General features: G+C 56.3%; 3 protein-coding genes. 1 reads left to right on the top strand and 2 read right to left on the bottom strand.

Going from position 1 to position 6,922, the window contains the following annotated elements; all coding sequences use genetic code 11:
* Positions 1-3,174 (top strand): RHS repeat-associated core domain-containing protein (locus ACP7B0_RS17980; protein ID WP_426142846.1); only part of this gene is annotated, 3,174 nt, incomplete at its 5' end.
* A gap of 54 nt (positions 3,175-3,228) precedes the next feature.
* Here the strand turns inward: ACP7B0_RS17980 and ACP7B0_RS17975 are convergent.
* Together ACP7B0_RS17975 and ACP7B0_RS17970 are read right to left on the bottom strand one after the other, a co-directional pair.
* Positions 3,229-4,683 (bottom strand): hypothetical protein, encoded by a 1,455-nt coding sequence (locus ACP7B0_RS17975; RefSeq protein ID WP_426142845.1) that lies wholly within the window; start codon positions 4,681-4,683, stop codon positions 3,229-3,231.
* 100 nt (positions 4,684-4,783) lie between these two features.
* On the bottom strand, positions 4,784-6,787 hold the full coding sequence (locus tag ACP7B0_RS17970; RefSeq protein ID WP_426142844.1) for a hypothetical protein: 2,004 nt from the start codon (positions 6,785-6,787) through the stop codon (positions 4,784-4,786).
* Positions 6,788-6,922: the final 135 nt, after the last annotated feature.

The following is a 6,922-nucleotide window of genomic DNA, read 5'->3' as shown; positions in this document are numbered from 1 at the left end:
AACGGCCAGCCGCTGCTCAACCGCGACGACAACGACGTGGAAATCGCCTACCGCTACGACGCGCTAGGCCGGGTCACCGAAGAAACCGTGGCCCCCAACGATCCGCAGTTCAGCGCCACTCGCCATTACGCCTACGTGCTCAGCGCCCGCGACGACCAGCAGGCCGAACAGACCGTCACCAACGTCAAGGGCATCAAGACCCGCACGCTGATGGACGGCGCCAATCGGGTGATCGAGGAACAGCGCCAGGGTGCCGACGAAAACCAGCCCGAGGCATACCGACACACCTACCGCGCCCGGTACGACAGCCGTGGCCTGCTGATTGAGGACACGGCGTCCGACTGGCTGCCGATGGCCGGAACCCTGCAGGAACTGCCGCTGACCAGCACCTACCAATACGATGACTGGGGCGAGCAGCGCAGTGTAACCGGGCCGGATGGCGTGACGCAGGTCGTTGAAAACAACCCCATCCGCAAAACCGTGCGCAGTTGGCTGCAAAGCGCGGAGGCGACACCGCTCATTACCGGCATGAGCGAAACCAAAACCAATCGCTTCGGCAAGCCTGAGTGGAACAAAACACTGGACGCGGCAGGCAATGCCCTCAGCCAGAGGGATTACACCTACGACGGGCTCGGTCGTTGTACTCAGGAAGTTGACGCGATGCGGCGCAGCACGCTGTTCATCTACGATGCGTGGGGGCGGCTCATAAAAACCACCCTGCCCGACCTTACCGAGGTTGAGAAAGCCTACGCGGAGCACAGTGGCGACGCCCTGCCCACCAGCATCCGGGTCAAGGCCGCGGATGCACCCGTTGCGACCCTGCTTGGAGAGCAAAGCTTTGACGGGCTGGACCGCCAAACCCGAATCAGGGTCGGCCCGCGAACCACGCAGTACACCTATCAGGGCGGGCAGCTGCAGATCGATCAATGCATCACCCCCGGCAACCGTTCTATCCATTACGAGTACCGTCTGGGCCTGACCGACCAGCCCGTGCGCACCATCGCCGACGACGAACAGGCGGACTTCACCTACGACTTCGACACCGCACTGATGACGAGCTCTCAAAACAGCCACAGTCGTAGCGAGTTCGACTATGACGTGAACGGTCAACTCAAAAGCGAACGCCGGATTGAAAACGACAAGACCTGGGAAACGCGTTTCATCACCTCGCCTGGCGGCCGACAGCTCAGCCGGCTGGATGCCAGTGGCTTGAATACCGCTTATGAATACGACCCACAAGGACGGGTCAAGTCCGTGCGACAGGGTCAGTTGCAGGCCGACTTCGAATATTCCAGCCTCGGGGAGTTGCACCAGACCATCACCACAGACCTGAGCAATGGCCACACACTGCAGACAACCCTGACCTACGATGATCAAGGCCGGGAGACCGAACGAGTGCTCGCGCTTACGGGTCACGACACTCACCGCATTACTCAGAGCTGGCGCGCGGACGGCAAGCTGCTGACCCGACACCTCCAGATCGAAGACCGGTCGCTGCTTGAGGAACGCTTTGAATACGACCCGCGTGGTCGGCTGAAAGTGCATACCTGCACCGGTGAACGCCTGCCGCAGGATAGCTATGGCAACCCGATCAGCGAACAACGTTTCGATTTTGATGCGCTGGACAACATCACCCAGGTTCTCAGCACCTTTGCCGACGGCAGTTCCGATCAGGCCACGTTCGAGTTTGCGCCGGATGATCCTGCGCAGCTGGTGACGATTAATCACACCCACGAGGATTACCCCGCCAGCATCAGCCTGGACTACGACGCAGAAGGTAATCTGATGCGTGACGAAAACGCTCAGCAGTTGATCTACGATAGCCAAAGCCGTTTGCTCAGCGTCACAACGGTCGATAACACGCTGGCCGGACAATACCGTTATGACGCCCATAACCATCTGGTCGCGGTACAACAGGCAGAGCAGACCGAAACGTTGCGGTTCTATCAAGGCGACCGGCTAGCCACACTTGTCCAGGGCAGCGAAACCGTCAGCTTCCTGTATGACGGCGCGCAACCTTTGGGACAACAGACCGTCGGCGAAGACGGGCAGACCACGCTATTCATGAGCGACGCCAAGCAGAGCATCCTCGGCGAAAGCCAGCAAGCCGATCTGCGCACGGCCGTGTACAGCGCCTATGGCGAACGCAGCCCGGACAGCACCCTTCGCAGCCAGCTGGGTTTCAACGGCGAGGTACGAGATGAAATCAGCGGCTGGTACCTGTTGGGACGCGGCTATCGCGCCTACAACCCGACGTTGATGCGCTTTCACAGTCCGGACAGCCTCAGCCCGTTCGGGGCAGGTGGACTCAATCCCTATGTGTATTGCCTGGGCGATCCGATCGGGATGGTGGATCCGACCGGGCATATGTCGCGGGGTCTGTTTCTTGGGTTGAACATTGCCGGGCTGGTACTGGGCATTATCGGCACGGCTGCCACCGGAGGATTGGTGGCACCGGCATTGAGTGCGCAGTTCGCGCTGTTTGCAACGGCCCAGACGGCTGGGGTTGCAGCGGTGGTGACCGGTAGTATCGGCGCTTACACGCCGGACCTTCAGGCCAAGAAGGTATTGGGTGGGGTGAGTACGGCGCTGGGGATTGTTTCGTTTCTGGCTGGGGCGGCGACGTTGGCGACAGGAACGTCCAAGTGGCTGGGCAAGGGGGCAAATACGGTGGCAGGAGATGATGATTTGATGACTCCAGTCGCCCTTGATGACTACCGTAAAGGTTATATTCCGAGGGCTAAACTCACGCCCACGTCCTCGCAGGTTCAAAAAGCCGGGGGGATCTCAACGTCAAGTCAGACAGATGCCGCAGCCGATCTTGGGAAAACGTTCGCTACACAATCAACGCAAACAGATCAACTTAAACAAAGCGCTGCATCTATTTCGCAAGTCGTACCACAGCGGCCTGTCAACCCGTTCCTCCAGGAAATTAAACGTGGAGTAACACTTAAAAAGGCTTCGATTGCTTCCTCCGGCCAGCCCACAGATCCACAGGGCGAAATAGCAGCATTTTTCTCAGGCAATATGGATCTCACCGGCATAACGGGCGTTGCGTCCGACAATACAACCATAGTGCGCGATATATTGAAAAGCACCAGAACAATCCGTGCTCAGCAGAAGTCTTTAATCGGAGAAAAACCGAAAGTACCCGGCGCGGAGTCTTTTTTCTGAGAATGAGCCGGATGAGTTGGCGGAAGAGCCCTGAGATTGGCAGGGCTCTCTAGCTCACACCACCAACAAAACATTCTGCTGCCGAAACGCAAGATAACTTGCCCCTTCATCAAAACTGACCTCGAGATCCACCCAGAACATCTCATTCAGTTTGAGTTGATCCAGAAATGACCGGGGTAACAATGCGCTGACCCCGACCGTTTCCTCTGCAGCCGTCACTGACCGATCAACAAACACATCGAAATACAAATCGCCCCCGGTGTTCTTGTTTACCCCTTCGGCCCACATGTGCATTTTTTGCCCGGCCTTGATAAACACCCAGGGCGAGATGCTGAAATCGGCCCCGCCGGGAACAGCGGACAACCGCAGCGTCGCCGGGTTGGTACCCGTAGCCTGTTTGCATTCCAGCCTGGGAAATCTATCGTCAGGGATGACCAGCACAGTGAGCCTGTAGGGATCGGAGGTCTCGACCTGCCCCCCAGCCCTGGTGACGGTGTAATACACCTCGACCACTTTATCCTTGCCGATATTGCCGGGTATTGCGCTGGCGGGTATCGCGTATTTCAACTCGCCCGCGACGATGGGTGTCGTGGTCTGGTAGCTGGCGCTGGGAACCACGCCCTTCCAGTAAACGGTCACACTGTCAGTGGGCTGCGGCTCGATCTCCTCAGGCACTATCACCACCGCGCCTGCGGTGACCAATAACGGATCAAGGGTTCCCGCTCCACCACCTGACGGCACCGATCGTTCGACCGAGGGCAGCGTGAGCGGAATGGGTTGGGCGTCAACAACGAGTTCCGCCGCACGGGACAACACGCTGAGATTTCCGGCGCGATCCTGCACCTCGTACGTTGCATAGCGCGAACCATCGCCTCTGTTTACGATCATGTCGCCATCGAATTCGACGTCCAGGCTCATATCTGCCTGGGTCAGGGTTTTCTCGCTCGCCAGCAGAGAACCCACCGGCGACGTTTCCCAGTACAAAAAAAGTGTGTCACCGGGCTTGGGCTGGTCGTAAGTGGGAACGGTGGCAGGCAGTTTATTGCCGTGATCTTCGAGGTAACGAGCCGTGACCTTGTTACCGACCAGATCGGACGGAAAGATCAGCGGGTCTTTGGTACCGGCCAGCACGGGGGCGGTTTTATCGATGGTGACGGTAATCGGTGGATTCGAAGTATTTTCATTGCCGCTGGAAAACATGACCTTATAAAACACCCTGTGCGAACCCTCTGTCAGTTCCGCCATAGGAACATGGGCAAACAAATCCTTTACATCAATCGGTGTGGGTAACGCTTTGCGGGCAACCTCACGGTTGTCCCACATCAACACCACGGTGTCAGTAAAGCCGGGCAACGGACTGCTTCCTTCCCATAGAGGAAAGATCACTTTCAGGTCGGATTGCAGCGCCGACTTCGGCAGCAGATTAACGTCGCCGCCGGGGATATCGTCGAGAGTTTCAGGTACATCGGGATCCAGGAGCGGATCATCCTGGTTTATTTCGCTGTCCATATCAAAATCCTTTTTATCATCGACGCCAAAAGGCCGAATCCTGCTCAGGCTGCTTCTCAGGGACCGAGAAAACAGCCTGGTTATCCGGGCTGTAATCACCTCAAGGTTTTGGAGGCGGAACTACACAAGTGTCACCGCCTGGACGCACTAAATCGACGTACTGTTTTGCCGGTAACGGATCCGCCGGTATGGGAGTTCCTCCACCCGCCGGTGTAACGGTATAGGTCACGTCTGCATAGCCTTGCTTGATAGGCAAAATATGATCGAGGTAGGGCTCGACCAGGAATGTAAGCCCATTCGCCACTTCGTCCGCGGTCAGAGCGCCGTGATTATAGGTAAATCGCGTTGCGGGAATCTCCGTCGTACCGCCAAATTCATATCCCTGCCACACAGCCACCAGGGTATCGCCGACCTTGAGATCTGTATCACCGGGCACCTGCACCCTGAAGCCGAATTTTGCCGCTGGATTGTCATAGTCTTCAGAATATAAAGACGCGCAAGACAGAAACTTATTGCCGACATCATCCTCGAAAAGATCAGGGAAGCTGACCGGATCAAAGCCCGCGACGATAACAGCCACCTCAACGGGAGTATCCTTGGACTGTTGAGGGTTATTCCCGGTGGCGCTGTTGATGGTGTAGTACATCGGCAAGGCAGGGTTATTGCCTTGGGCTTCAATGGCGGTCCAGGGAATGGTGAAACTGATCGTTTCGCCAGCCGATTCGGCGACGATTGTGTAATCGTCGACGGGGGCTTCCTGTACGCCCCAATACAACTGCAGAACTTCACCCGCCGCGACGGGACTATAAAGCTCCACCGTCGCCGTAATATCCTTGCCGTTATCTGCAGGAGTGAGTTTGTCCTGTTGGCCATCGGCGCCGACGAGGTGTACCAGTGGCAGGTTCGGATTAACGGGATCAGGCTCATCCGGATTTGGCGGACCAATTATGGAAAAATCAACATTGACGTCTACAAACAGCGGTGTGTCAGGAAAACTCAGCGAACCGCGCTTGACCTGATAACTCGCCTGAACAGGCTGTTCGCCAGGGCCGCCTGCATATTCCGATTTCAGAACGGACCAGGGGACAGCGATAAACACGTCGACTGGATTTGATCCCGGATCCCTCGGACCTAGAGCGGTTGCTCCCCACCAGGCTTGAATCGTGGAACCTTTCGGGTTGGTGTATGCCGGTATTTTTACCTCGACACCCAGATGGGCGTCAGCCAGATCAACCAACGGTCCCAATGGAACTTCAGGGTCTTTCAGGTCGGCAGGCAAGGCACCCAACTGCACATCCACCTCTGCAGGTTTGGAAACACTGCTGACATTGCCGGCCTTGTCGGTCAACCAGTACACCGCGAAGGTCGGACCATTGGGTCGGGTTTCAATGATGGTTTTGGGTATAGGGATCTCCAGGCCCGCAGGAACAGCAACGGGACCGAAAGCAGGGTTCGGGGCCGTTATATCATCAGGTAGGCCGGGGCCCCAGAATACGATAATCATGTCCTCGTCTGTTCGTCCGGGGTAATCAGGCAACACGCAGATAAACTCGGTTTCACCTCCCCCGAACGTTGCGTCGGTAATGACTGTTGCCGGTACTTCCAGCGCGGCAGGGAAAGCGAGCGATGGGTCAGAGTTGTAATAGGGCGCGGTCCTGTCAATGGTTATTGTAAAAGGCTCAGACTCATTGGTGTTTCCCGTACTGCTTTCGACCGAGTAGTCAATGGTGTAAGTACCCTCGTGGGGAACACTGGCTTGTGGAATATTCTGCGGCAACGGAAAATCACCAGGACCAAGAGGCCCGGGATTGCGTTTTTTATCGGAATAGACAATGTCCCCGTTGGTGTTTTTTATCCTCATAGTGACATCAGCGTAAAAATTTGCCGGAATGAGGAAATCCCAAAAAGGGATTTTTACATCCAGATCCGCCTCCAGCTTGGATACGTGCAACAGCCCTAACGGCAAGCCAGGAAGAACCTCCAGCTCAACCGGCTTGAGCTTGGAATCCTGCAATCCACCCCTCGCACGAACCACATCTGCCTTTGAGCGAAGATATTCACGACGGCGCTCAACACCTTCCTTGATTTTTTCGACGTTATTCATTCCTGAAACTCCATGATAGTTGATCGGCTGGTTCCATAAAAAAGTCCGGCAATCAGAAACCACCCAAAGAGCCACAACCGAACATACCGCGACTCCTGAATAATTTAGCGTTTATCATAATCTGCGTATACTGTC

The organism is Pseudomonas sp. DWP3-1-2 (assembly GCF_049896285.1).
In the GTDB taxonomy this organism is placed as follows: Bacteria; Pseudomonadota; Gammaproteobacteria; order Pseudomonadales; family Pseudomonadaceae; genus Aquipseudomonas.
The sequence above is the reverse complement of the archived record's forward strand: the minus strand, read 5'-3'. Positions and strand labels throughout refer to the sequence as shown.